This is a genomic window from Tianxiuia mixotrophica, from assembly GCF_050596425.1.
Lineage (GTDB): Bacteria > Bacillota > Clostridia > Peptostreptococcales > Acidaminobacteraceae.
In genome coordinates this window covers 4,872,562-4,894,782 of the sequence record NZ_CP192292.1, presented here as the reverse complement: position 1 = coordinate 4,894,782, position 22,221 = coordinate 4,872,562, and the positions used below count along the sequence as shown (strand labels likewise).

Here is a 22,221-nt window from a genome sequence, read left to right as displayed (position 1 = left end):
CTTTTAATTTCACAAAAATGTGGGAAAATATAAAGAGGGATAGAAAGCCTATTGTAGAACTAGTTTATAGAGATTAACAGTTAATTTACTGTAATGGATACGAGGTGGTAGCTTTGTTCAAAATCAGCGAAGCAGCTCATAAATTAAATGTAGAAACATTTGTTATATTTGAAAAGCTGCTCACCCATGCAGAGCTGATGAAAGATCATACACAAAAAATTCATTCTGTCAGCTATATCGATGAACAAGGTATTGATATATTGAAAGCCCTTATTGAGGGGCAGCCTTTGGAGAATATAGGCACTTCGACAGAAATGGAAAATGAAATTACAAGTCATGATAGTGAAGCAAATGGTGTAGAAGAGGAGGATGTCTCTTCTGAAGATGAGGATTGGCTGACTGAAGATGATCTAACTATACTGGATGATGAAAAGAGAAAATTAAGAAGTGAAGTGAGTCGTCTGCGTCAAGACCTTATTCATTACGACACAGAACTGAAGAAGATGGATGAAGTGATAGAGAACTATCAAATACGATTCAAAGAAGATCTTGCTCGTTTAACACAGTTAGAAAGTCAGATGGAATCCATTTTACTACATAGAACCATCAACAGCGAAAGCAAACCCAAGGAAGAATCGACAGGTATGTTTGGGTTTATAAGAAAGTAAAATCAGTATGTGTAAACGAGTTAACAGGAGTGATGCCATTGTATCGAGTGATAGAAGTTGCCAATATGCTTGGCGTAAGTAAGGTTACAATATATAAAAAAATAAGTTTGTTTAAAAAGGATCTGAAACCCTATTTGCATAAAAAGAGAAACATTACATTTATTGATGAAGAAGGCGTGAAGATCATACGTGAATCACTTGTGGCCAATCAGGTTATTGCAGATGACTCCGATAAGGATGAGAAAATAAGATCCCTAGAAGATGCAGTAAATGATTATGAATCACATCTCAAATTTATCAACGAAAAAATGATTGATGTACAGCGTGAACATATGGAAGATCTTCAGCTGTTGGTTTCTACGCTCAAAGCGCAGACAAATTTGAAAAAATCTCAGATTGAATCAAAACATCAAACTATAAAGAACTTCAAAGACTTGGTGGCTTATAACAAAGAGCAGATCAAAAGGATAGAGGATAAGATGTCATTGTTTGAGGGCTAATATCCATTGACTGTCGGATATTCGTTTGACTTAGGAGGGAATAAATCGTGGTAGCAAAAAAGACTATTTTTGAGAAACTGGGGCTGATTGAGCCTATTGAGGGAGAAGGACAAGAAACACCTGTGACAGAAGCGACCAAAGAAGAAACAAAGGAAACTTTAGACCAAAAGGATGCGATCCCAGCAGAGACAAAGCCTGGTGAGCCAAAGGCAGATCAAGACACAAAGAAGGAAGAGGACCCTCTTCCGTTTGGCGTGGATCTGTTGGCAGCAAAAAAAGAAGATATAAAACCAAAATCACAAGCTGCTGGAGAGTCTATTAAAAAAGCATCAGAAGAACCTGTGGTAAAAGCTGAAACTATTAAACAGAACCAGTCAGCTGAAATTGAAGAAAAGCTGGATGTCCTTATAGGCTCATATGAGAAAAATAAAATGATGACTATTGATGACATATACAGAACAAGTCGAATGGAAGCTGACAAGAAAAAGACTATTTTTATGGTGGATGTTTTCCAAAAAACACTGCCTGAAAATTTACCGATCGATGTAAAACGTGCTTCTGTTATGAATATAATGGATGTATCAAGTATTAATTTAGAAAATCTTCTGAGCGATGCCTATAAAAGAATAGATGCACTGAATAATGTTTTGGAAGAGACAGTCCAAACAACAGATGATGTTGTGAAAAAGAATGAAGCTTCCATAGAAGAACTCGAAAATAGAATCAAGGAACTCAAGAAAGTAACTGAAGCGCGTCAACAGTTCCAAGAGGACCAAACATCAGTTATTGAATATGAGATTCAAAAAATTATTGGTATTGTTGATTTTATTAAACCAAAAAAATAGTGACAATTAGGGATGTGAGATAATGAAGATGAAGTACCGAGTTACACCGCGGGGGAAAGTGGTGTTCACAGTGGCTGGTATTATTATTTTAATTTCATTATTCGGACTCATACAATCCCTGATACCTGATCAGAATTCACAGGAAACAGAGGGTAAGACCCAAGCAGTGCAAGATGATATAACACAAGATGATCAGATGGATATGGGATCTAATATTGAAGAAGAATCTAGTCAAGTGGATCAGGCAGAAGAAGTGGGCAATAATGACCTGAAGACATTAGATGATTCTCAAGTGGACGAAAATGAGAGTATAGATACATCCTTGCAGGCTGATAATTGTCGATATGGTGAAGATGGATCAGCCGGGAATGAATCAGAAGCCAGTGGTTATAGTGATACTGAACTTGAAAGGCTATATAATGCCAAGTCAACAGTGTATTTTGAACCGGATAAGTATGACTTGCAGGATGAGTATAAACTGGTGCTCAATATATTCATTGGTGCGGCAAAAGACTTCCCCAATGAGAAGATAAAGGTTGAGGGCAATATTAATGGATATCCAAAGTTCAATGATACTAAGTTTGGAGAAGAACTCTCTCAGATAAGAGCCAATAAAGTGGCACAATACATGATGAACTTGGGCATTCCAGAAAATCGTATTATTGTGCTAAGCAACGGAAGCTCGAAACCTCTAAACAAATCGGATGATGCAGAAGAACTTAAGCTCAACAGAAGAACGGACGTCTATTTCGAAAACTATCTTATTGAAGATGAAGATTTAAAAAAGTAATCCGGGTCGGTTAGTTGTTTAAGCTAGCCGATTTTTATGCCTTTTTCTTATGTGAATTGATATGAAAGAGAACATATTTCCCGGGAAATAGAGTCAAGTGAACTTGAACACATGATTTGTGAGCATTGACAAACGCTTACAGTTCCTTTAACATATTACTATCACGCACCCATAGCTCAGCTGGATAGAGCAACCGCCTCCTAAGCGGTAGGTCGGAGGTTCAAATCCTCTTGGGTGCGCCATTTTATCCCAGTCATCACTGGGATTTTATTGACTATGCGCATAATTCCCTTGACCCTGATTATCGATTTAAGGTATAATGACAATTGTTCGATAAAAGATTGGAGTCACATCAATGGTTGAACGCTTTATGGCACTTGCCCTTGAAGAGGCGCAAAAAGCTTACAGATTAGGGGAAGTACCGATTGGTGCGGTTATAGTTCAAAATGGCATTGTGGTGGGACGTGGTCATAACCTCAGAGAGACGACCAAAGATCCAACAGCCCATGCTGAAATGATTGCAATTCGTCAAGCTGCTCAAACTCTAGGGGGTTGGAGACTTGTAAACTGTGATATGTATGTTACCATTGAACCATGTCCAATGTGTGCAGGTGGCATTTATCAGTCAAGAATTGTAAATCTTTATATAGGTTCTATGGACCCTAAAGGAGGCGCTGTTGGCTCTCTTTACAATATTCCTAGAGATGAAAGATTGAATCATCTTGTCAATGTTGAATATGGTATTTTACAAGAGCCGTGTTCACAGATCACGAAAGATTTTTTTAAGAAATTAAGATCGAAATAAATTATGGAGAGATGTCCGAGTTGGCTAAGGGGCACGCCTGGAAAGCGTGTAAGCCCGAAAGGGCCCGCGGGTTCGAGTCCCGCTCTCTCCGCCATTTAAAATTGTCTATAAAGTTTGTCGCACTAAACGGGGAGGTAGCGGTGCCTTGTAACCTGCAATCCGCTGTAGCAGGGTTGAAGCTTAGCTGAGGGCTCATGACTGTGGTGTCTGCCTCGAGTAAGTGGTGTTGAAGAATGGGTCCCGCGCAATAGAAACTTGTGAACCATGTCAGGTCCGGAAGGAAGCAGCATTAAGCAATCATTTCTATGTGCCGTGGGGTTGCCTGCTCTGAGCTAACTGCTTGGGTAACGGCCGTGTTCAGTTTTCGAAGCTGAGTGTGCGACATTTAATTTTTTAAATAAGGACTTTGACGTTTGTCAAAGTCCTTTTTGTGTTCTTATTTATTTGCGAAGGAAATTCTTATATAATTGTACTCAGGTATGTGTTTATGATTATGGGGGACGAATAAAATCAATTCGTAAAATGGAGAGTTTATCGTCAATATGAGTCTTTGAGGAGTAGATCATGTTTAGAAGGAATTACACCAATCACATAGCAGTGAGTATTCTTATTTGTGTGGCAGTTCCAGCTATTATTCTATTTGGAATAATGCAGATTGATCAAACGGCCTTCACAAGATATCATGTGTCACAAGTGGCATCAGAACATTTACAAGCTCAGGTATTTAAGCTTGATACCTGGCTGGATAACAAGTCAAAGTCAGTTTCGCATTACAGTGCAGCCATGGAATCTTATATAAGGGCATATGGCTTTGATGAAAACATCTCTAGGTTTTTGACCGAAGTGGCTAAATCAAGCCCAGACGTGACCTACGTGTATGTGTCTTCTGAATCTGGAAAGCACTATGTGTCTGACAATGTTGATCCCAAAGTAGATGGTCGAGAAAGAGAGTGGTACAAAGGTGCCGTAAGTCATGATGTTTATGTTTCATCTCCATATAAGGATGTCTTAACAGATGCATATGTCATGACATTTTCAAAAGCAATCCGCAGCGACCAAGGCTTTTTAGAGGGTGTAATCGGCATGGATGTGCTTCTCACTGACATAGTCAAAGAAATAGAAGCTGCTGGACAGGAATACGACTATCATATAATTGTCGAAACTGAAGAGGGTGTTTACCCATATAAGTCAGAGGTTTTTACAGATACAAATGTTATGGATCAAATTAGGTATCCGGGAAGCCTTATCAATATAGAAATTGATGGGCATGGCTATAGCGGTCAAAAGTTTGAGTTTGGTGATATGAACTTTTCTATCTATGTTTTTCTCGATATGGAAAGGTATCTTACAAATCAAATTAATTTTAACAAGGAGTATGTTGTTAACTCAATTTTGATTTTGCTTTTCCTTGTCATTCTAACAAAGGGGTTGTCTGGATTTCTGTATCGCCCCTTACAAAAAATGAGCTATCAAGTTAAGGCATCTATATCTGGAAGAAAGTATATCCAGAACTTGGTTCTACCTATTGATTTAGAGAAAATCCACGAGAAGTTTTTAGCCCTCCTTGAGGCATCAGAGAAAAGAAAAATGGAAGTTGTTCAGATGAATGTGCATGTGCATGAACATAACACTCAAATAGAGAGTGTAAATCAAGAACTTGCTAGTTCTTATAAAGACTTAGAAACCCTGAAACAAGAACTTGAGTTTCAAGAAGAAAAGTACCTTGATCTTGTAAACAACATGCCAGATATTATTTGGATTTGTGATGCAAACGGATTTCTGATTTATGGAAATAAGCCCTTTGAGACTTTGATTGGCAAAAAAGTGAATTTACAAGACCAATTGAGAATTACTGACTTTATGAAGGATTCAAAGCACAAAGATCAAATTATAGACTTGTTTTTAGAAAGAGACTACCAAAGCATTGAGCTTGAATTTCTTGATATAGAGTCCAAAGTTCGGTGTATGTCTGGCAGCTTATCTCGTATTTATGAGTCAGGAAAGCTCATTGCAATCCAAGGAATATTTCGGGATATGTCTGAATCAAGAACGAAATATTTCAATTATTATAGTCGCAATCGAGAATTAACTCTGGTGAACGATATCACCAAGTCATTAATATCTAACACAGAGCTTCAGGTGGTTTTGAATGACATAGCCATAAAAGCAGGACAGATCATGAATGTGTCTATGTGTACCATTAGGCTGTATGAAGATAGACACTTTAACTTGATGGCGTATTCAGGGGCAAAAGAAAGTGCGGTTTATGATAATAACCCTTCAATTGAAAAATCTCATATGGGGATAGCCTTCGAGAAGAACAAGACACTTATGATTTGTAGCGAAAGTGACTTTTATATTGATGATAATGATTTAAAAGAGGCCTTGGGGCTACTAGAATGTGTTCTATATATTCCAATGGCAACAAATGATAAAGTTTATGGTATTATGTCAGTCGGCACGGACTCCGAAGTTGTTGAAGAGAAGGTGAAAATACTGGAAACCCTAGCTGATCAAGCAGCTATTGCAATTGAGAGAATGCAGATATTTGAAAAACTAAGAACCCATTATTTTAAGACGATAGAGGCTCTGGTCGCTGCGAACGATGCAAAGGTGCCCAATATGGAAGGCCATACTCAACGCGTATCAGAAATAGCTGTTGAAGTGGGTAAGAGGTTATATCTTAGAAAGAAAGATATAGATGATATTTATATTGCAGGTCTTTTACACGATATAGGTAAGATGAATATTTCGGATGCCCTGCTTTCAAAATCGTCTAAGTTAACGCCAAGTGAGCAAAATATTTTGGACAATCATCCTATGTATGCTAAAAAAATTCTAGAACCCATCGGTATGTCAGATGCCATCACTGAAGGTATTTATTATCATCACAAGAAATATGATTTATCAGGTGTGCCAAAAACCGAAAAGATTGAAAGCCTTCCACTCATAGCGAGAATTATAGGTGCGGTTGATGAACTGGATGCTTTGATGGTGGGCAGAGATGGACCTAGACCGCTAAGTTTACAGCAGGCTATGTTTGTTATACGACAGGGCTCGGGCAAAGACCATTGTCCTGAGGTTGTAAGGGTGCTTGAAGAAGTCTCTCAGAAAAACCCAGAACTGATAGAACATCATTACAGTGTTCAAGTTGATAAGGTGGTTTCTATATGAAGAACTTCCTATCCTTTAAAAATAGACTCAAGATATTCCTTTTGTTCATGGCCGTAATCCCCTTAGTCTTAATTGGCTATGGCAGTTATAGTTCTATAACCGAGGAGAGGGCCTATCAAAGAGAAATAGATATAGAGAATATGTATCGTCATAAGGCTGCTTTGTTAGAGACCTATTTTGAGTCTGTTCAGAGTGACTTGTTAAGTATAGTTCGGTCAGCGTCATATTTTGTTGATAAGAATGATATTGGTTTACAAGACTATCTTCTGTATTTAGAGTCTGTAGAGGTTGGTGGTCAAGAGCCGTATTTCGTAATTAAAAAAGGCACTAATATTGATTTTGTTCACGGTAAACCTAGTTTACAAAATCTGAAGCATACGTCTCAAAGTCCCCACATAGAACTAAGATATCACATGAGTGAAATGAATGAAGATCCTTTTATATCAATAACTGTAAACAAGTTTACAGTTGATGGTGATTACGTCATCGCAGGGATAGATGTGGACATGGAAACACTAGATGACCTTGTGAATAATTCCGAAAGTGGACCTTATGTGGATTGGCAAATATGGCTTGGAAATGAGTCTGTGAGTAATCGGTTTACAGGAATTGAAAACACATTGACACCACTGGCCTTTGAAAAGAATAGACTCTTTGTTGATAAGACCAATGCACAAAAGTCTTATATGGTTTTCGATTCAGTGGACAGGCGAATGACCACAAAGTTGTTTTCAGAAATTCCTGATGAGGACAAGCTTTTATCTGCAGTTAAAATGAAGTATTTTATTATTGTCTTGATACTGGTCGTTATGTCTACTGCCCTGGCTCTGGCCTATGCGAGACACATGTATTACCCTGTGCGTGTCATTGACAGAAAGTCTTCAAAGCTTATTGAAGGCAACCTGTCTACCAGAATAGGCATTTGGCACTCTGGAATATTCAAGCCTATAGTAGATGGTTTTAACGAACTAGCCACTCAAGCTGAGGGGGATTACAATCAACTGCTTGAGCAATCTATGGAAATGTTACAAAAGCAAGATGAGCTCCTTGAGATCAATCAGTCGCTAACGTTGAATTATGAAGATTTAAAAAAGACCAATCGCAGACTGGAGTATTCCAAAGAAAAGTTCAGGCGGTTGATTGAAAACATTGACGACTTGGTATGGCTTATTGATAGGGATGGAAATATAACTTATATGAATGAAGCCTTTAATACCTTACTAGGATTGAAACCAGAGAATATGATCGGTAAAAGCTTTATAAAACTATTGGCTCTGGATGAAACGGATATAAAAAACCAGGTTATTGACGCCATTTACAGCAAAGATGTTGAGGCGCTTCAATTGTGGTTTAAAAGAAGCCAAGATGATGAACCTGAGATTTTTATGACAAACACAGTCCGTGTCTTCAAGAATGGACAATTTGAAGGTGTGCAGGGCATTAGTCGGCCACTTATGGAAAATTGGTTGCTGACTCAAAAGCTGACAAGAAGGAGCCAGGCTTTAGAAGATATTCGTGACATCACAAGAACCTTGACCAAAGAAAATAACATAGATGCCTTATTTGATCTTATTGTTAAAAAGATTTATGAGTTATATGATGTTATAGTCTGCAGCATACGCATATTAAATGAAAACAAGGTGCTGGAACTGGTCAATGTAACAGGGGATGGAAGTCAATTTCTTATCGATGATGGGATTGATGACCCTAAAGATCTGCGCTTTAAAGTTATTGATGAAAACAAGATGATTTACTTGGAAACCCCTGAGTCTTATCACATTCAAAATTATGATGATATATCCAGTCTGACGGAGAATGCCGAGTCACTGGTTTTACTCCCAATTTCAGATGGTCAAGATAAGACGGGAGTTATCTCAATACTGTTTAATGAAAAGTTGCCTCAAAATGAATTAATGATTCTTTCAACCATTGGAGTCCAGTCGACCTTGGCCATAAGAAAAGCCCAGCTGTATGAAAAGCAGCGTGAGGAGTTTATGGCGACCATAAAGGTCCTTATTACAGCCATTGAGGCGAAAGACGCATACACCGAGGGGCATTCAGTTCGTGTATCAGAATTTGCAACGATTATTGCGACAGAAATTGGTATGTCATCACAGGAGATTGAGGACATTCAATTCGCTGGACTGCTCCACGATATTGGAAAAATCGGTATAGATGACTTTATTTTAACCAAAAAAGGTCGATTATCACCGTTTGAATCTGATAAAATCAAAGAGCATCCTGAAATAGGTAGAAAAATTTTGCAGCCAATCGGTTTCTCAAAATCCATCATGGATGGGGTGACACTTCACCATAAGCGATATGATTTAACGGGTTACCCCCACAAGGAAGTTGTGGAGGACTTGCCGGTTTCAGCAGCCATCATCGGCGTCTGTGATGCCCTTGATGCAATGACCAGCAACCGGTCATATTCAAGAGGTCGTCCATTGAATGAAGCCATTGAAGAAATAATAAAACATAAAGCAACACAATTTTCGCCTCAAGTGGTCGACTCTATTGTTCGAATTTATGAGTCTGATAAGTCGGTTCTTGAGCAAATCATAACTGGAAAGGTACAGGTGATGAGTTGAGTTATACCGCACTCTATAGACGCTGGCGACCACGCATATTTGAAGAGGTTATTGGCCAGCGTCACATTACAGACACACTAAAGAATCAAATACAATCGAATAATATTGCTCATGCCTATCTTTTTAGCGGCACAAGAGGAACAGGAAAGACATCCACGGCAAAAATTCTTGCAAGAGCCATCAACTGCCTCAGTCCTGTGAATGAGAACCCATGTAATGCGTGTGAAGTATGTATGGGGATGCTTGATGAAAGTCTAATGGATATAGTGGAAATAGATGCAGCTTCAAACAATGGTGTTGATGATGTCAGGGAGCTTCGTGAAAATGTAAAGTATCCCCCGTCAAAGGCTAAGTTTAAGGTCTATATCATTGATGAGGTTCACATGCTTTCACAAGGGGCCTTTAATGCCCTTTTAAAAACATTGGAGGAACCACCAGGATATGTTGTATTCATTCTTGCGACAACAGAACCGCAAAAGATTCCTGCAACCATACTATCACGTTGTCAGCGCTATGATTTTAAACGAATTCCTGCTGAGATTTTAATGGACCATCTGGCTGCCATTTGTAGCTCTTTGGAAATTGAACCGGAAGAGAAGGCTTTGAGCCTTATCGTAAGAAATGCTGATGGTGCTGTACGTGACGCCCTGAGTATTCTAGATCAGTGTGTGTCCTTTACGGATGGAAGTCTTACTTATGATGATGTTGTAGGCACTTTGGGTTTGACGACAGAACACTGGTTATTTAGTATTGTAGATGGTGTTATAGATGGAAATGCCTCTCATGTGATGCGAATGGTCAATGATATGGTCAATGACGGTAAAAACTTGGGGCATTTTATTAAGAGTCTAACAGGACATTATCGTAACCTCATGCTTTCAAAAAGTGGTGCGGATCTCAAATACATCATGGACTCGACAGATGAGAGCATAGAACAAACAAGCGCTCAGTCGGACAAACTCACCATGAGTGAGATTTTAAGATCCATTGATGTTCTTACAAAGCTTGAAGCGCAGTCAAGATGGGCAACTCAGCCCCGAACACACTTGGAGATGACCCTTGTAAAGCTTATGCAACCTGAAACAGATCAAACGCTGGAAGGCTTGGTGTCAAGGCTCGAAAAACTTGAGAAGGCAATGGAAACAGGGCAAGTGGTGGTGTCTCAAGCGTCCCCGCGACAGGTATCTGCAAGCCGGCAAGACTCTGGGAAAAAAATAGAGCAAGCTTCACAACCAGACAAAAGTTTAGCGTCTGTCAAAGTAACACCAACTGCTCAAGCTGATGGAGTCAAGACTGAGCCACAAAAGGCTAATGAGAGCTTGACTGTATCTAAACCTTCAGAAAATATAGAATCAGAAGTTGCTTCTGACAATTATGAAGCGGTGGACCTATCTTTCGCAGACATTCAGTCTAGGTGGGGGCAAGTCTTGGAACTGGTCAGAAAGACAAAAATACAAGTACAGGCTTTTCTAATTGAAGGCACGCCTGTTGCCTTAAATGGGGCGACGCTTATGATTGCTTTTAAGGATGGATATGCCTTTCATATGGATATGGTGGAGCGCGAAGAAAACCGTAAAATCGTAGAATCAGCTATTGAAAAGGTCTTTCATCAGAACCTTAGGGTCAAGTGTGATTTTGAGTACAATCTCCAAACGGCATCCGATGAACCCGAAAATGAAAAAGACGATGAAGAAACTGTGAAAGAGTATTTTAAAGATCATGAGGATAAGCTGAAGATCATAGATCAATAAGGGAAAATGGTCTGAATTTCTGTGTTGATCTGTTATGATATAATAAGTTGGAAATGAATCAGGAGGATGAATATTATGGCTAAAAGAAAGCAACAAATGCCTGGTAATATGGGCAATATGATGAAACAGGTTCAAAAGATGCAAGCGCAAATGCAAAAGACTCAAGAAGAAATTGAAAACAAAGAGTTTACTGCAAGTGCTGGTGGCGGAGCCATCACTGTTAAAGTCAATGGTAAAAAAGAGATGCTTGGCATTGAAATAGATGAAGATGTTGTTGATCCAGATGACGTGGAAATGCTTCAAGATCTTATTCTAGCGGCAGTAAATGAAGCGATGCGTACTGCTGACGATGCTATGTCAAAGGAAATGGGTAAGCTAACAGGTGGCATGAATATTCCTGGCTTATTCTAGAAGGTGAATATATGTCTTATTATGCACCACCTATAGCAAGGCTTATTGAAGAACTTGCGCATTTGCCTGGAGTCGGGCGAAAAACAGCCCAAAGACTGGCAATGCATATTGTAACAGGTCGTGAGGATTTAGCGGTAAGTTTATCTGAAGCCATCATTGAAGCTAAGAAGAAGATAAAGTTTTGTTCTATTTGTTTTAATTTAACAGAAGCTGACCCTTGTCCGATCTGTTCAGACCCAAGAAGGGACAATTCTACAATTTGTATTATAGAGGCTCCTAAGGATGTTATTGCTATGGAGCGGACCAAAGAATATCATGGGCTCTATCATGTCCTTCATGGGGCAATATCACCTATGGATGGTATTGGTCCAGACGATATTCGCTTAAGAGAACTTATACTTCGACTTCAAGAATCTGAAGTTGAAGAAATTATACTTGCGACCAATCCAACCATTGAAGGCGAAGCAACTTCTATGTATATTTCACGCCTCGTAAAACCAACGGGTATAAAAGTGACTAGACTTGCTCACGGTATTCCAGTCGGTGGGGATTTGGAGTTTGCCGACGAAGTGACGTTGACAAAGGCTTTAGAGGGTCGTAGTGAGCTTTAATAATAAAACTGCTGGGTAGATTGATATCTACTCAGCAGTTTTTTGTTTGCATCTTCATGTGCTTGGGTAAAAATTCCTTAAGTCTAAGACAGCGCACAGAGCGCTGCATTCATATTACAAAAGGGGGAAACAACATGACAGAAGCAATTAAAGCAAAACTTCGTACAGGACAAGGTTCAAACGCTTCCAAGAAACTAAGACAAACCGGTAGATTACCCGGTGTGGTTTACGGTCAACACTCTGATACAAAGAGTATTGAACTAGAGCTTCGCGATGTTGAACATCTGCTTGCACACCACGGTATTGGCGCAACTGTTAATGTGGACATTGAAGGTGACAAAGTATTCGCAATGATTAAAGATGTTCAGAAGAATCTGTTTAAAAATCAGCTTCTTCATTTGGATCTTCAAGAGTTAACCAAGGGTGAGTCTGTCAAGGTATCTATTCCGCTTCACTTCGTGAACAAGGATAAGGTAGAAGACTCTGTAATGATCGTTGTTGAACATGTTCATTCACTCGATATTGAAGTGCTACCAAAAGACTTGATTGAATCATATGAGGTGGATGCATCTCTTCTTAAGGATCAGCAGACAATCACTATGGAAGACTTAGGCATTTTTAATGATGAAAGATTCACAGTCTATGCTGATGCAGACACGGTTATTGCCAACTTAACTGAGGGTGGCTTTAAAGAGCCAGAGCCAGTTGAAGAGGAAGGTATTGTTAGTGTTGTTGCAGAAGTGGTTGATAAAGCAGAGGAAGAGTAAGTAAATCTTTACTATATTCATTCAAAGGAAGCCCCAGCTGGGGCTTCTTTTTTGTGGACGCAAAGCCCTGGATTTAGTAGAAAGTTAAGATCAAAGTATGAAAGTTTAATTAAAAAGGATTATGCGACAAAGGACATAAGTAATTACTGACCCGGGGACACTTGGAGAGAATCTCATGTTCTGCTATAATAAATGAGTATGGAATGGTGTGAAAATTCCGACGTTTCTACTGGGGGTGCCGTTTGGACTACTTAGCTTTCACAAGAGAGGAGCTTCTTTCAGAACTAGCGCAAGCGCAAAAGGAGCCCGACAGCATTAAGAAGAATAAGCAGTCAGATTCTGATGCAACACTTTTAGCCATTTTAAACAGCTTACCGGATATGATATTAAAAGTGGATACAGACATGACGGTTGTTTGGGCAAACAAAGCGGCTCTAGACAAGAGTCCGCAAGTGATCGGCCGGAAATGTTATGAGGCGTATTTAGGATATGATATGCCGTGCGACGATTGCCCCTGCACTGAGGCCCTTCGAACAGGACAAATCGTCTCTGGAACGATGGCTTTACCAGTTGCAAGTGAAACAGGCGAACTGGTTCACTGGGAAAACATAGGCATTCCGCTCTTTGATTCAAATGGTCAAGTGAATGGCATGATTGAGATCAGTAAGAATATATCTGACAGAGTTTATTTCGAGGAAAAATTAGGAGAGTATACACAGGCCTTAGAAGATGCCAAAAGAATGTCTGATCAGTCTAGTAAGATCAAGACAAACTTTATCAGTAATCTTTCCAATGAACTTAGGACACCAATGAATGGCCTTGTCGGTATGGTTCAATTGCTTGAGAACACTGATTTAAGTCCTGTTCAACAAGAATATCTTGATGTCATCTCCACATCAGCGGGCAAGATGATGAACATACTAGCAAACGTGGTCGAAAACGCCGTCCTTGAGCAAGGGGATATGGTTTTGACCAATGAACCCTTTGACATTCGCTGGGTCTTTGACGAGTTGGTGAAAGCCTACTCTAAACAAGCCTATGAAAAGGGACTTCGCTTTACAACGCGATTCGATCCGTCTATTCCAGATAAACTCTTAGGTGATGTCAAGCGGGTGCGTCAGGCCCTGCTTAATATTTTGGTCAATGCCATAAAGTTCACAGACAGTGGTCGTGTGGAGTTTAGCATGGATATGGTGAGCGAGTCATCAAAAACTGTTGAGCTTTTAATCTCTGTAAAAGATACGGGCATAGGTATTAGCGAGAGTCAGAAAAAGACGGTTATCAAAGGCCTAGTCGATGAAGGCTCAGGGTATGAATCAAGTGGGATTGGGCTGGCTATTTCAAAACAAATCGTTGATGTCATGGGCGGTAGGCTGGAGCTCATAAGCGAGTTATATAGCGGCACGGAGGTAAGTATTAATCTCACCTTTGAACGAATGCAAGAAATCATATTAGATGATAAAACACCTGTTAAGCGAGAAAGATCCAAAAGCGGTAAAATGCGGGTTCTTGTTGCTGAAGACGAGGTGATTGGCCGTGTGACAATGAAGCTTATGTTAAAGGATAAATACGATGTATCCTTTGCTAAAAACGGCAGAGAGGCTGTTGACATGTATTTTGACATGGAACCTGACATTGTCCTAATGGATATATTGATGCCAGAAATGAACGGCTTTGAAGCCTTTGATGAAATAGAAAAAAGGAGTTTAAGCCGTGCTCCAATTATTGCATGTACGGCTAAGGTTATATCTACTGAAAAAGAGTACTTAACCAGTTATGGATTTGATGACTACCTGTCAAAGCCAATTGATGTGCAGCATTTAAAACAGCTGCTCGCCAAATATTTAAAGTAGTTAATAATGAAGAAGTAAAGCGCTCATTTCCTTGATTCGAGACTTGTATTCTGATTACAAGTTGAATGGGAGGGGGCGTTTTTTTATGCCCAGAAATCTGAAATTTGATTGCTTGACAGACCTATAGTGGCAAGTGAAATCGTTCATGTTCATAGAAATCGGATAATCGTGTTAATAAAATTAAATATCCCAGTTGACAGCTAGGGATTATTTGTGTAAAATTTAATTGAGAATAATTATCAATGAATTTTCTAACATGAATATAAATAAACCTAATAATCAATCAGAGGAGGACAGAACATGAATGCACTTTTAATAGGCGCCGATAGACTTGGTAATATACCAAATTTACTAGAGACAAGAGGCATAGAGGATTTTACCCATTGGGATGGACGCAAAAAAGGTATGAGAAAACTAAAAATCCCTACAGACACAGATGTTATTATTATTTTTACAGATTTTATAGAGCATAGATTGACTGAAAAAATTAAGGCTGAATCTAAGGAAATGAATATTCCCTGTATTTTTTCTAGAAGAGCAGTATCAGACTTGTCTAAGCAAATGGATAGATGTCAGGCCTGTGGTCTGTGCGACTTTGCAAAAATCAACTTGAAGAATTAAGAAAACGAATACTTCAAACAAAAACTATAAAAAATCTAAATGCAAAATTGAAATAAACGACTGGGTCCTTCAGTCGTTTATTTTTGTTTCGACCAGAAAACCACTGCCTTGTGACATGCACCATCAACATATATAATAGATGTGATACGAATACTAGGATAAGAAAGTTTGGTGTGACCATGGCACGTTATAATATGATAGCAACTGCAGCGTTTGGTATTGAAGCTGTTGTTGGACAAGAGTTAAAAGAACTTGGATTTGAAGATGTTGTTATTGAAAATGGAAGGTGTCTTTTTAAGACAGATGAAGAGGGCATATGTAAAGCGAACCTATGGCTTCGTTCGGCAGAAAGGGTCTTCCTTGAAGTGGGGCGTTTTAAGGCCTATTCCTTCGCAGAGCTTTTCGATAAAGTAGAGGAACTTCCTTGGGAGGCTTACATTCCTGAAAATGGAAAATTCCCTGTGAATGCAAAATCGGTAAAATCGAAGATATTCAGTTTGTCAGACATCCAGTCCATTAGTAAAAAAGCAATCGTAAAAAGACTTGGAAAGGTTTATAATATTTCTTGGTTTGAAGAGAAGGGGCCGGAGTTTCCTGTACATATAGCCTTTTTAAAAGATGAAGTCACAGTGAGTATTGATACAAGCGGTACTGGGCTTCATAAGCGTGGTTATAGAGCCGTTGGTAATGAAGCGCCTCTTAAGGAAACCCTTGCAGCGGCTTTGGTTAAAATCAGTAGATGGAAACCATTTATTCCACTGATTGACCCCATGTGCGGTTCTGGAACAATACTTATTGAAGCGGCAATGATTGCTAGAAATATTGCACCTGGCCTAAACAGAAAATTTGTGTCTGAAGAGTGGCCATTAATTGATAAAGAACTTTGGAAGAAGGTTCGCCAAGAGGCATATCAGGCAATTGATCTTGATACACCTCTGCACATCCAAGGCTTTGACATCAATCAGCGATCTGTTAAGATCGCTATGGAAAATGCTGAAAAAGCAGGTCTGGAAGAGGATATCCACTTCCAAGTGCGTGATGCAAAGGATCTAAGCTCAGCAAAGCAATATGGTTATATAATCACCAACCCACCTTATGGCGAACGCTTAAGTGATCAAAGACAAGTGGAACAAGTCTATAAAATGATGGGACAGTCTTATGGAAAATTAGACACATGGTCTAAATATATCCTGACATCTCATGAAAATTTTGAACGGTCATATGGATCAAAATCAACAAAAAATAGAAAGCTTTATAATGGGCGTATCAAGACCTATTTCTATCAGTATTTTGGACCAAGACCACCAAGAAGAAAGCCTAAAAACGAAGACGAGTAAATTGCAGGTCGCAGTGAATTTAGAATTCCTGCGACCTTTTGTGAATGCAAAGGTTTGTGATGGCATGTTTAACTATGAAAAACTCACGCACTATATTGAAAAAAGGAGAACCGCGCCCTATAGAAGGATTGCCCTTGTAGGGGCTGGTGGAAAAACCAGTGCAATGTATGCCCTCGGCCATTATTTTAAAGGTCAAGGGAAAAAGGTGGTTTTGACAACCACAACCAAGGTTTTTACCCCAGATTCTAAGGATGTGGATGCTGTATGCTTTACAACTTCTTTTCCAGAGTGTCTATTAGATCTAGGCAGGCGTGAAAATCAGGTGATTTTTATTGGCAAAAGTTTTGACAAAAATAATAAAGTCACTGGGTTTGAGCCTGAGGAAGTACCAGTGCATTGCCTTAAAGATCCGGATGTGTTCATTTATGAAGCTGACGGTGCAAAAAGACGTTCTATAAAAGCACCAAGAGAGGATGAACCCAGAATCCTTGCTGAAACGGATTTGGTAATTGGAGTTGTAGGTCTTGATGTTCTTGGTAAACCAGCATGTGAGAACTTTGTTCATAGGCTGGAAAAATTTCAAGAAATCACGCATATCAAAGAAAATAAGAGAATTGAAAGTCAGCATGTAGGCATGCTTGTTAGACATCCCATGGGGCTTTTTAAAGACGTTCCAAATACTGCGGACAAAATTTTACTTTTAACGAAAATGGATACTGAGGCAAGAAGCTTTTGGGCTCTTGCAATTCAAGAAGAATTAGAAGACTGGGAAGGGCATGTCATCTCCATTTGACGGTTGTTGCCACTGGCTCAGAATGCATGTACAATATAGTTAGCTTGTAAATTGGATATAAAGCAAGCCACATTGGTCACAAGGTTTGGATAGTACGGGGGAAGTCTATTGTCAAAGGTAAAAAGAAAGAAAAAACGAAAAAGACCAGCAGGGGTTGTTTTATTTTCCATGATTGTTCTTGGTTTAACAGCTTTTGTTGTTTTTAGATTTGAAGCGCTTGCAGGCAGTGCATGGAACTTGACCGGTGCAGGTTCAGGCCCATCGAGGTCAATTGCTTCAGACCATAAAGTCGGCTACGAGGATTCAACATTCTTTCATTTGGAAGACGGTTATATATTAAAATGTGGCGATGGGGCTTTGAGGTACTATAATACCTCCGCGCAACCTGTCTGGGAGAAAGCTTTGCATGGTCAAAATGTTGAAGTGGATGGCAATGATAAAACCATTGCAGTGGCAGATCCAACAGCTGGAGATATATTCTTGCTTGACAAAGCAGGTAAGATAAAAGCAAAGAAATTTGGTTTGGGTGCGATTAGCAATATAATGCATCCATCAGAGAATTATTTGGTCTGCCGCATGATCGATAAAAATGAACTTAGGATATTTGATGGTAACCTTGAAAGCATTGCTAGAATTCCTATGCCAGATGGTGAGGTATTAGACATTGATGTATCGAGTTCTGAAAGTCTTATAGCCATATCCATGTTTAGACTGGAAAATGAAACTTACCACAGTCAAATACTCACATATCAGATGGATGGTCAACCTATCGGTGCCATTAATCTAAAGGGGAAAATCATTTTAGATATCGCAGCCATTGATGACAAGATGATCGGTGTGACAGATGAACAAGCCTTTTCTTATAACATAAAAAATGAACTGTTATGGGAAGTGGATCTTGACCGTGTTGTAAAAAAAGCAACAGTTTCAGAAGATGGTATGATCTTGCTTAATCTGGTGAAATCAGGAGAGGATTTAACAGACCCTAGACCAGATAATGTTATAAAGTATATAGGTTCAGATGGACAATCAATCAATGAAGTTGCCATAGAGTATGATATAGAAGAAATGAAACGCGCAAATGGACAAACCGCCTTTTCAACTGTGGATAGGCTGTACGTTTTGTCAGAAGCGGGAAAAATGGAATCTATATTAGATACTGGCGGAAATTTAAGACATTTTAACTTTATTGGACGAAAGTTTTTAGGGGTAGAGTTTGGGGACCGACTGGACATTTTGAAGATGGATTAGCAGGAGGAAAACCATGGATAACTATGTAGACATAGCGATTGCAGTCATTTTTCTATTCATGATGGTTGAAGGATGGATTAAGGGACTTGTACGTTCTATTATTGGTATTATAGGATATATTGCGGCTTTTATTATTGCAAAGTTTTATTATGTGGACATGGCTGATTTTTTAAGTGAACGCTTTGAATGGTTTAGAAATTTAAAAACCAATATTAGTGATAGCATTATGGCGAGTTTTAGTGGAAATGCCCAGTTGGAAGAGGCATTGGCATCAGGGTCCCATGCGGATTTGAGCCAGGCTCTTGAAAATAAGGATGTTCTTGACCAGCTTGATTTGCCGACACTTATAACAGATCGGGTTTCTACATTTGCCCAAAGTGTGGATATAGCAAGTACACAACGAAGTGCTGTAGAGGGTCTTGCAGAACTCATTGCCAATGGGATACTATACGGTATCAGTTTTATGCTGGTGGTTCTACTTGTTCTAGTCACAGTTAAGTTCATTGGTTTGATTCTGGATGGGGCCACTGAAGTGCCTATTATAAAACAAGCCAATAAACTAGGGGGTCTCATCTTTGGTGGTGTGAAGGCTTGTTTCTTTATATTTTTGATCATGACGACTGTTGTGTTTATTGCCCCGCTGACACCAGAGATGAATGTCCTTGAGACAATCAATAATTCCACTGTGGGTGTGTATTTTTATAATAACAATATACTGTTGATATTGCTTGATATTTTCTTGAATTAAGCGACTTGTGAGTTTAAAAGGACAACATCGTAAGGAGGTCAATATGAAAGTAGAAGTGGATGCAAGAGGTCTTGAATGCCCAAAACCGGTTATTCAAACAAAAAAAGCACTGGAAAAATTGAAGGAAGGAAGCATTCTGACTGTGGTGGACAATGAGATAGCCAAGGAAAATGTATCTAAACTAGCTAAGAGCATGAAGTTGCACTACAATGTTTCACAAAAGGAAGGCTTTTATTACATAGACATCTTTAAGGGTGAAGAAATGGGTCCTGAACTTCTTGGGGACGAAAAACCAGTCTTGAATGACCTGGTTATTATGTTTGGTAAAGACACTTTAGGTGAAGGCAGTGAGGAACTTGGTGACGTTCTTGTTAGGGGCTATTTCTATACGCTTACTGAAGTGGAACCTTATCCAAAAGCTCTTTTATTCCTGAATTCTGGCGTTAACCTAACTGTTACGGATTCACCTGTGATTGAGCATTTGAGAGTGCTTGAATCAAAAGGTGTTGAAATTCTATCATGTGGGACATGCCTAGATTACTTTAACCTAAAAGACAAGCTTGGTGTAGGCGGTGTCACAAACATGTACACAATTGTTGAGACCATGAATAAGGCCAAGAACACAATTAGTTTATAGGAGCGCTTATGAATACAGAAAGTTTTTGTGTTGTGGTTTTCGAGTCAACGCACGATGCCATTAAAACAGAAAAAGCAATTAAGACCACGCTCAAGGTTGAACTGATTCCCACACCGAGAGAAATTTCAGCAAGCTGTGGCTTGTCTGTTAAATTCAAGGTGGATGAGGCGAACAGTGTACGTGACATTGTTAAGTCTATCGGTACGGACCGCAAACGTCTTTTTAAAATTGATTATGGGACAGATGGACGACAGGCCATTGAGATGGACTGGGAGGTGTAACTATGCCAATGGATATTCAAGTGGGCGATGTTGTGGAAACGAAGAAAAATCATCCCTGCGGAGGCAACACTTTCGAGGTGCTTCGGGTTGGTATGGATTTTAGAATTCGTTGTACAACATGCGATAAACAGCTTTGGATTGAGAGACCAAAACTAGAAAAGCGTGTTCGCAAACTTACCCGAGATGGGGAAGAAATGAAAACCAAGTAATTGATTGAAAATTTTTAATTGTTACAAAAATATTCAAAACCATGCCCACTGGGCATGGTTTTTTTAGTATAATGGTTTTGGAAAACCCTTTTCCGAGCGATTAATGGAGGTGCTATACAGATGGCTATTCAATTCTCAAATCGTATGGAGCAACTAAAGGCTTCTGAAATTCGTGAAATACTTAAATTGACTCAACAGCCGGATATTATTTCATTTGCAGGAGGTCTGCCAGCCCCTGAATTGTTCCCTGTTGAAGAAATGGAAAAAATTTCTGTGAAAGTCTTGCAGGAAATGGGCACACAAGCTCTTCAGTACAGTCCGACTGAAGGCTATGATCCACTTAGGAAGAAGATTGCCTCGCGAATGGCAAAAGTCGGTGTTGATACAAATGCAGATGAAATTCTTATTATTAGTGGATCACAACAAGGTCTGGACTTCTCGGGAAAGATATTCTTAAATCCTGGGGATGTTGTGGTCTGTGAGAGCCCCAGCTATCTTGGGGCAATCAACGCATTCAAGGCTTATGAGTGTCAGTTTTTAGAAATAGAAACAGATGATAACGGCATGATTATGGAAGACCTTGAAGAAAAATTAGCTCAAACTGAAAATGTAAAGATGATTTATGTTATTCCAGATTTCCAAAATCCATCGGGAAGAACTTGGACAATGGAAAGACGGGAAAGACTGCTTGAAATTGCAGCCCATTACGACCTGCCAATCGTAGAGGATAACCCTTATGGTGAACTGCGTTTTGAAGGAGAAATCCCACCATCTCTCCGGTCAATGGATAAGGATGGACGTGTTGTCTTTTTAGGATCATTCTCGAAGACATTCTGTCCAGGTTTAAGACTTGGATGGGTCAATGCATCACCTGAGCTTCTCGAAAAGTACATTTTCGTAAAGCAAGGGTCAGACCTACAGACAAGTTCCATGGCCCAAAGAGAACTGAACATGTTTATGGACGACTATGATTTAGACAAGCATATTGAGAAAATCAAGCATGTTTATAAGAAGCGTAGGGACTTAATGATGGAAACCATAAAAAATGAGTTTCCTAAGGAAGCCAAATACACTTATCCAGAAGGTGGCTTATTCACTTGGGTTGAACTGCCAGAACACATCAACACAAGAGACTTAATGGTTAAAGCCGTGGAAAACAAGGTGGCATTTGTACCAGGGGGGTCATTCTTCCCAAGCGGTGACAAGGAGAATGCCATGCGTATTAACTATTCCAATATGCCTGAAGACAAGATTGTTGAAGGGATTACTCGACTTGGAGCGCTGTTGCGGGAAGAGATGGAGAAGTAGATAGATGTTGAAATTAGAGCAACCTGCAGATTTTTTGCAGGTTGTTTTTATGTACAAATTTATAATAAGAAACAATATTGTAAATTATTAAATATATAGAAAGTCAAACAAATATTTTTTTCCCAATATATATTAGAAAAAAGAGTGATATTACACCTAGCAAATAAGAAAACGTAAGAGATTTTTTATTTGTATTTTCAAATATGGATAATGCAACGTTTCTAGTATCAAAAAAACACTTATAGCATAACCAAGTGAATATAAGGATTC

General features: G+C 39.2%; 21 protein-coding genes, 2 tRNA genes and 1 other RNA gene. All 24 read left to right on the top strand.

Annotation, left to right across the window (positions count from 1 at the left end; all coding sequences use genetic code 11):
* Nucleotides 1-113: 113 nt before the first annotated feature.
* The 24 genes from ACQ4KW_RS21560 to ACQ4KW_RS21445 all read left to right on the top strand — a co-directional run bounded on the left by ACQ4KW_RS21560 (nucleotide 114) and on the right by ACQ4KW_RS21445 (nucleotide 21,951).
* On the top strand, nucleotides 114-668 hold the full coding sequence (locus ACQ4KW_RS21560; RefSeq protein ID WP_430884500.1) for a hypothetical protein: 555 nt from the start codon (nucleotides 114-116) through the stop codon (nucleotides 666-668).
* 38 nt (nucleotides 669-706) lie between these two features.
* A complete protein-coding gene (locus ACQ4KW_RS21555) occupies nucleotides 707-1,168 on the top strand; it encodes a hypothetical protein (protein ID WP_430884499.1) in 462 nt (153 codons plus the stop codon).
* A 47-nt stretch (nucleotides 1,169-1,215) separates the two neighbouring features.
* The gene (locus tag ACQ4KW_RS21550) at nucleotides 1,216-2,013 is read left to right on the top strand and encodes a hypothetical protein (RefSeq protein ID WP_430884498.1); all 798 of its coding nucleotides are present in this window, start codon (nucleotides 1,216-1,218) and stop codon (nucleotides 2,011-2,013) included.
* A gap of 22 nt (nucleotides 2,014-2,035) precedes the next feature.
* Nucleotides 2,036-2,803, top strand: coding sequence for an OmpA family protein (locus ACQ4KW_RS21545; protein WP_430884497.1), 768 nt, complete (start codon nucleotides 2,036-2,038; stop codon nucleotides 2,801-2,803).
* Nucleotides 2,804-2,968: 165 nt separating this feature from the next.
* Nucleotides 2,969-3,045 (top strand) — tRNA-Arg (locus tag ACQ4KW_RS21540).
* Between the two features lie 113 nt (nucleotides 3,046-3,158).
* Nucleotides 3,159-3,608 (top strand): nucleoside deaminase, encoded by a 450-nt coding sequence (locus ACQ4KW_RS21535; protein ID WP_430884496.1) that lies wholly within the window; start codon nucleotides 3,159-3,161, stop codon nucleotides 3,606-3,608.
* A gap of 5 nt (nucleotides 3,609-3,613) precedes the next feature.
* Nucleotides 3,614-3,702: transfer RNA gene (locus ACQ4KW_RS21530), tRNA-Ser, on the top strand.
* Nucleotides 3,703-3,725: 23 nt separating this feature from the next.
* Nucleotides 3,726-3,990: signal recognition particle sRNA large type (gene ffs / locus ACQ4KW_RS21525), an RNA gene on the top strand.
* A 182-nt stretch (nucleotides 3,991-4,172) separates the two neighbouring features.
* A complete protein-coding gene (locus ACQ4KW_RS21520) occupies nucleotides 4,173-6,782 on the top strand; it encodes an HD domain-containing phosphohydrolase (protein WP_430884495.1) in 2,610 nt (869 codons plus the stop codon).
* The gene (locus ACQ4KW_RS21515; RefSeq protein ID WP_430884494.1) at nucleotides 6,779-9,373 is read left to right on the top strand and encodes an HD domain-containing phosphohydrolase; all 2,595 of its coding nucleotides are present in this window, start codon (nucleotides 6,779-6,781) and stop codon (nucleotides 9,371-9,373) included. The genes ACQ4KW_RS21520 and ACQ4KW_RS21515 overlap by 4 nt, the downstream gene beginning before the upstream one ends.
* Complete coding sequence (gene dnaX / locus ACQ4KW_RS21510; protein ID WP_430884493.1) at nucleotides 9,370-11,124, top strand: DNA polymerase III subunit gamma/tau; 1,755 nt, start codon at nucleotides 9,370-9,372, stop codon at nucleotides 11,122-11,124. The genes ACQ4KW_RS21515 and dnaX overlap by 4 nt, the downstream gene beginning before the upstream one ends.
* 75 nt (nucleotides 11,125-11,199) lie before the next feature.
* Complete coding sequence (locus ACQ4KW_RS21505) at nucleotides 11,200-11,535, top strand: YbaB/EbfC family nucleoid-associated protein (protein WP_430884492.1); 336 nt, start codon at nucleotides 11,200-11,202, stop codon at nucleotides 11,533-11,535.
* Nucleotides 11,536-11,546: 11 nt separating this feature from the next.
* On the top strand, nucleotides 11,547-12,146 hold the full coding sequence (gene recR / locus ACQ4KW_RS21500) for a recombination mediator RecR (protein ID WP_430884491.1): 600 nt from the start codon (nucleotides 11,547-11,549) through the stop codon (nucleotides 12,144-12,146).
* A 134-nt stretch (nucleotides 12,147-12,280) separates the two neighbouring features.
* Nucleotides 12,281-12,913 carry a 50S ribosomal protein L25 gene (locus tag ACQ4KW_RS21495; protein ID WP_430884490.1) on the top strand — a complete coding sequence of 211 codons (633 nt, stop codon included), beginning with the start codon at nucleotides 12,281-12,283 and terminating at the stop codon, nucleotides 12,911-12,913.
* A gap of 242 nt (nucleotides 12,914-13,155) precedes the next feature.
* Nucleotides 13,156-14,766 carry a response regulator gene (locus ACQ4KW_RS21490; RefSeq protein ID WP_430884489.1) on the top strand — a complete coding sequence of 537 codons (1,611 nt, stop codon included), beginning with the start codon at nucleotides 13,156-13,158 and terminating at the stop codon, nucleotides 14,764-14,766.
* A gap of 300 nt (nucleotides 14,767-15,066) precedes the next feature.
* Nucleotides 15,067-15,387: a DUF2325 domain-containing protein gene (locus ACQ4KW_RS21485; protein ID WP_430884488.1), complete on the top strand. Its 321-nt coding sequence runs from the start codon at nucleotides 15,067-15,069 to the stop codon at nucleotides 15,385-15,387.
* 179 nt (nucleotides 15,388-15,566) lie between these two features.
* Nucleotides 15,567-16,724 carry a THUMP domain-containing class I SAM-dependent RNA methyltransferase gene (locus ACQ4KW_RS21480; protein WP_430884487.1) on the top strand — a complete coding sequence of 386 codons (1,158 nt, stop codon included), beginning with the start codon at nucleotides 15,567-15,569 and terminating at the stop codon, nucleotides 16,722-16,724.
* A gap of 13 nt (nucleotides 16,725-16,737) precedes the next feature.
* Nucleotides 16,738-17,517: a selenium cofactor biosynthesis protein YqeC gene (gene yqeC, locus ACQ4KW_RS21475; RefSeq protein WP_430884486.1), complete on the top strand. Its 780-nt coding sequence runs from the start codon at nucleotides 16,738-16,740 to the stop codon at nucleotides 17,515-17,517.
* A 108-nt stretch (nucleotides 17,518-17,625) separates the two neighbouring features.
* A complete protein-coding gene (locus ACQ4KW_RS21470) occupies nucleotides 17,626-18,768 on the top strand; it encodes a DUF5711 family protein (RefSeq protein WP_430884485.1) in 1,143 nt (380 codons plus the stop codon).
* 13 nt (nucleotides 18,769-18,781) lie between these two features.
* The gene (locus ACQ4KW_RS21465) at nucleotides 18,782-19,516 is read left to right on the top strand and encodes a CvpA family protein (protein WP_430884484.1); all 735 of its coding nucleotides are present in this window, start codon (nucleotides 18,782-18,784) and stop codon (nucleotides 19,514-19,516) included.
* 43 nt (nucleotides 19,517-19,559) lie between these two features.
* Nucleotides 19,560-20,153: a sulfurtransferase-like selenium metabolism protein YedF gene (gene yedF / locus ACQ4KW_RS21460; protein WP_430884483.1), complete on the top strand. Its 594-nt coding sequence runs from the start codon at nucleotides 19,560-19,562 to the stop codon at nucleotides 20,151-20,153.
* 8 nt (nucleotides 20,154-20,161) lie between these two features.
* On the top strand, nucleotides 20,162-20,434 hold the full coding sequence (locus ACQ4KW_RS21455; RefSeq protein ID WP_430884482.1) for a DUF3343 domain-containing protein: 273 nt from the start codon (nucleotides 20,162-20,164) through the stop codon (nucleotides 20,432-20,434).
* Nucleotides 20,435-20,436: 2 nt separating this feature from the next.
* On the top strand, nucleotides 20,437-20,643 hold the full coding sequence (locus tag ACQ4KW_RS21450) for a DUF951 domain-containing protein (protein ID WP_430884481.1): 207 nt from the start codon (nucleotides 20,437-20,439) through the stop codon (nucleotides 20,641-20,643).
* A gap of 120 nt (nucleotides 20,644-20,763) precedes the next feature.
* A complete protein-coding gene (locus tag ACQ4KW_RS21445; protein WP_430884480.1) occupies nucleotides 20,764-21,951 on the top strand; it encodes a PLP-dependent aminotransferase family protein in 1,188 nt (395 codons plus the stop codon).
* Nucleotides 21,952-22,221 lie beyond the last annotated feature (270 nt).